Below are 3,741 nucleotides of genomic sequence, written 5' to 3'. Positions count from 1 at the left end.
GACGTCATCCGCCGAGGCATCAGTGACGAACCCCTGCGCATGCGCTTCGGGCGCCGCGTGTGGCAGCGGGCCGGGGAAGGATCCCGTCGTCACAGCCTGGTGCTGATCGCCGATGAGGACAAGTCACGAGCGGCGCCCGATCCTCTTTGGCTGGCGAACCAACCGCAACTCGACCGGACCATGGAGAAGGCGTGCGCGAATACCAACGCGCTGACTCTGCTACTGGAAGAACTGCAGTCCAAAGGTGTCCTGGACAAGGATGCCTTTCACGCGATCAAGCATGCTGCTACCGCGCATCCGTTGACACACCAGGAGAAAAGCGAGTTGTCTCGAACTGATCGCCTGGACGACTACTGGCGTTGAGGCCACGCGCAAGGCCAGTTCTGTCATCCAGCACACTTTCACGCGGATACCGAAGTGATCAGATGACACATCTGCCGCTGCCGGCCGGAAGGGAAACGCTCATGACCGGAGACGTCGCGGAACCGGTGCCTCAGATGGTTCTGTCCCCGCTGACCAGCGCGGCGATCTTTCTCGTCGCGACGATCGACAGCGGCGGCGAGACCATCGTCCGTGAGCTGCTGTCCGACATCGGCTCGCTGGAACGGGCCGTGGGATTCCGCGCCGAGCCCGACGGCAGATTGAGCTGCGTCACCGGCATCGGTTCGCACGCCTGGGACCGCCTGTTCTCCGGGACGCGTCCCGCCCGGCTTCACCCCTTCCGGGAAGTGAACGGTCCCGTGCACCGAGCCGTCGCCACTCCGGGCGACCTGCTTTTCCACATCCGCGCCTCCCGACTGGATCTGTGCTTCGCGCTTGCCACGGAGATCATGAGCCGACTGCGCCAAGCAGTGACAGTCCAGGACGAGGTGCACGGCTTCAAGTACTTCGACGAACGCGACCTGCTCGGCTTCGTCGACGGAACAGAGAATCCGACTGGTCCCGCGGCGCACGCCGCGGTAGTCGTCGGCGACGAGGATCCGTCCTTCTCGGGCGGGAGTTACGTCGTCGTGCAGAAGTACCTGCACGACCTCGACGCATGGGAGGAACTGTCCGTAGAGGCGCAGGAGAGAGCAATTGGCCGCCGAAAGCTGTCCGACGTAGAGCTCGCCGACAACGTCAAACCCGCGGATTCACACGTCGCCCTCACCAGCCTCACCGACGCGGACGGCAAAGAACTCGAGATCCTACGTGACAACATGCCCTTCGGCGCCGTGGGGCGTGCGGAGTTCGGCACGTATTTCATCGGCTACGCCCGCACCCCCGAGGTGACGGAGAAGATGCTGGAGCAGATGTTCCTGGGCACAGCGTCGGCGCCGCACGACCGCATATTGGACTTCTCCGTCCCGGTGACAGGTTCCATGTTCTTCGCGCCGGCTGCGGACTTCCTGGAGGGAATTCCCGAGCCGCCGACTGCTGGGGCTTCCCGCGTGATTCCTTCGGAGAGCAGGCACCCGTCATCCCGATCCCCGACAGGGTCGGCTGTCTCGTGATCGGAATGAGCCGTCCCACCCTCGTACGTCATCCGAGATGACGACACTGCTTCTGACCGTGGTACCAGATGGTGCCAAGGCCTCCGTCCGTGAAAGCGATGACGACATTGGATTTCAAGCTGGAAGTTGTGGTTCTGCCTGTCTCCGACGTGGACCGGGCCAGAGCGTTCTACGAGGCAGTGGGGTTCCGCCTGGATGCTGATCACGTCACCGATGACACCTACCGGGTGGTGCACATGACTCCCCCCGGCTCGCCGTGCTCGATTCTCTTCGGTGTCGGGGTCACCACTGCCACTCCCGGTTCGGCGCAGGGGCTCCACCTCATCGTTTCCGACATCGTGAAGGCCCACGAAGAGCTTCTCGGCAGGGGTATAGAGATGGGCGGGATCTTCCACGACACGAGCGAGATATTCCACCGCTGCACGGATGAGAGGCGAGTCAGCGGACCTGATCCGCAACGCCGCAGTTATTGCTCGTATGCGGCGTTCAGCGACCCGGACGGCAACGGATGGGTGCTTCAGGAGGCAACGAACTGAAGTCAGCCGCTCACGCGACGCGCGTTCTCGCGCGATGCCACCGCGATCCCCTTGGGGGAGCGGCTTCTGGGGTTCGCCCACAGCCCCGGCTCCTGTTCTGGTGCCGGCCTGTCCGAGACCGAGCCGGCGCGGTCTCGGCCCGCGCTTGCTCAGGTGCTCGGCGATCCAGCACGGCTCGGCAACGTCCGAGTCCCCTCGGTGGTCGTACGAACCACCGAAGGGACTCCGTGGCCGACATCGCACATGAGAGCCCGCTGTACGGAGTCATTGGCGTCGGTCCGGGACGAAAGCGGGCGGATCCGTCAGGTCGCATGCCGGGCCCCGACGACCCGGGACGACAGGCTCCGTGCGGTTGCTCGGTCCGTCAGTGGTGGTGCGTCGCCGCGTGGCCGGGGCCGGCGTCTTCTGAGTCGCCCGAGCGGGACTCGCCGTCATCGGGCCCGGACGCCGTGTGGCGCAGCTTCCGGAGGGTCTCGGAGATCGACTCGATGCGTGCGTCCACCGTGTGGATGGCCTCTCGGAGATGGCGCAGCCGCCCCTCGAGCAGGGCGGCCTCTGCCGCCAGCGACGCAGTCGCGGCGACGGGATCGGCATGTCGGTCGGTGCCTCGGAGCATCTTGCCGCCCTCCCTCGGTTCGTGCCGGAAATCCGTCGGCGGTCCTTCAGTGATCGCTCGAGTGCCTCGACTGATTTGCGTCCCTGCCATGCTGCTTCCTCCTCGCTGCGGGGCCTGGATGGATGCCATCCCAAGCTGCTGACACTCGATTGACCGGGTAGCGGGAGGAGCTGTGACAGCTGTCGACGATCGGCCGCGTCCGTACGAAGGACGCGGCCGTAATGCGGCGTGCTGGGCTACTGGAACGTGCAGCCGGGGTTGGGGGCGTCCTCGGCGAACGGGGCGCCGTGCGGCAGCACGTAGAGGACTTCCAGCACGACGTCCGTCGTGCCACGGTTCTGGCCCAGGTGCACGTGGTTCGCTCCCGACGGTTCCTCGAGGGAGCTGCCCTGGTCGTATACGCCGTCGGATGCGCACGTGGCATCGAAGTGACTCAGCGTTCCCTGCTTGACATAGGCGTACAGGGTGCCGTCGTGGTAGTGCCAGCCTGTTCCCTGGCCGGGCGGAATGGTGACCTGTCGGAGGATGTAGTCCCGGTTCCCGATGGTCCTCTGGTCAAGGACCTTGCCGGTGACGCCGGGACCTCCGGGAGTCGCTTGGGCGACCGCCGAGGTGAGTGAAAGCGTGGTGCACGCTGCACCGACAGCTGCTGCACGCAATATCTTGCGCATGATGATGCCTTTCGGGACGTGAGGATGTGGCGACCGCCCAGAGGTGGGAGGGCACTCGGGAGCGTGTTGGTTGGGGCATGCCCGAACCGAAAGGCGGCCGGGGTCGCGACGGAACCGTCTGGGTAAAAGCGGTTCCGCGCCGCAAGGTTGCGACGGTCGTGAAGGTGGTGGCGAGGACGGCGAGAGCCGTGACCGGGGGAAGGACGTCGGCCTTGGCGGGCTGCTGCGCGGCCCGCCGGTGCAGTAGCTACACGCAAGGCGATAAGGACGCGGTGATAGCCACGCCTCGTTGGCCAATGTCAGCAGGGCAGAGAGACGGCGTCCGGTGTCAGAAGAGCCTCCAGGGACGCGATGTCCCCGGTACGCGCTGCCGATACGAAGGTGTTGAGAAGTTGCCGGTGCTCGGCCGCGTCCACGCTCTCCTG

4 protein-coding genes and 1 pseudogene are annotated in these 3,741 nt (G+C 65.5%); 3 read left to right on the top strand and 2 right to left on the bottom strand.

The annotated features are described in order from the left end of the window. The 3 genes and pseudogenes from JF597_RS06445 to JF597_RS06435 all read left to right on the top strand — a co-directional run. A pseudogene (locus JF597_RS06445) lies at window positions 1-363 on the top strand (hypothetical protein); the annotation flags it as partial. A 101-nt stretch (window positions 364-464) separates the two neighbouring features. After that, window positions 465-1,493 (top strand): Dyp-type peroxidase, encoded by a 1,029-nt coding sequence (locus tag JF597_RS06440; RefSeq protein WP_293990477.1) that lies wholly within the window; start codon window positions 465-467, stop codon window positions 1,491-1,493. A gap of 107 nt (window positions 1,494-1,600) precedes the next feature. Then, the gene (locus JF597_RS06435) at window positions 1,601-2,029 is read left to right on the top strand and encodes a VOC family protein (protein ID WP_069758889.1); all 429 of its coding nucleotides are present in this window, start codon (window positions 1,601-1,603) and stop codon (window positions 2,027-2,029) included. A 364-nt stretch (window positions 2,030-2,393) separates the two neighbouring features. Here the strand turns inward: JF597_RS06435 and JF597_RS06430 are convergent, their stop codons facing one another. Both JF597_RS06430 and JF597_RS06425 read right to left on the bottom strand, forming a co-directional pair. Further along, window positions 2,394-2,645 (bottom strand): hypothetical protein, encoded by a 252-nt coding sequence (locus JF597_RS06430; protein WP_069758006.1) that lies wholly within the window; start codon window positions 2,643-2,645, stop codon window positions 2,394-2,396. Between the two features lie 236 nt (window positions 2,646-2,881). Next, complete coding sequence (locus JF597_RS06425) at window positions 2,882-3,316, bottom strand: cupin domain-containing protein (RefSeq protein ID WP_293990472.1); 435 nt, start codon at window positions 3,314-3,316, stop codon at window positions 2,882-2,884. Between the last annotated feature and the right edge of the window lie 425 nt (window positions 3,317-3,741).

Source organism: Streptomyces sp. (genome assembly GCF_019510245.1).
Classification (GTDB): Bacteria; Actinomycetota; Actinomycetes; order Streptomycetales; family Streptomycetaceae; genus Streptomyces.
The sequence above is the reverse complement of the archived record's forward strand: the minus strand, read 5'-3'. Positions and strand labels throughout refer to the sequence as shown.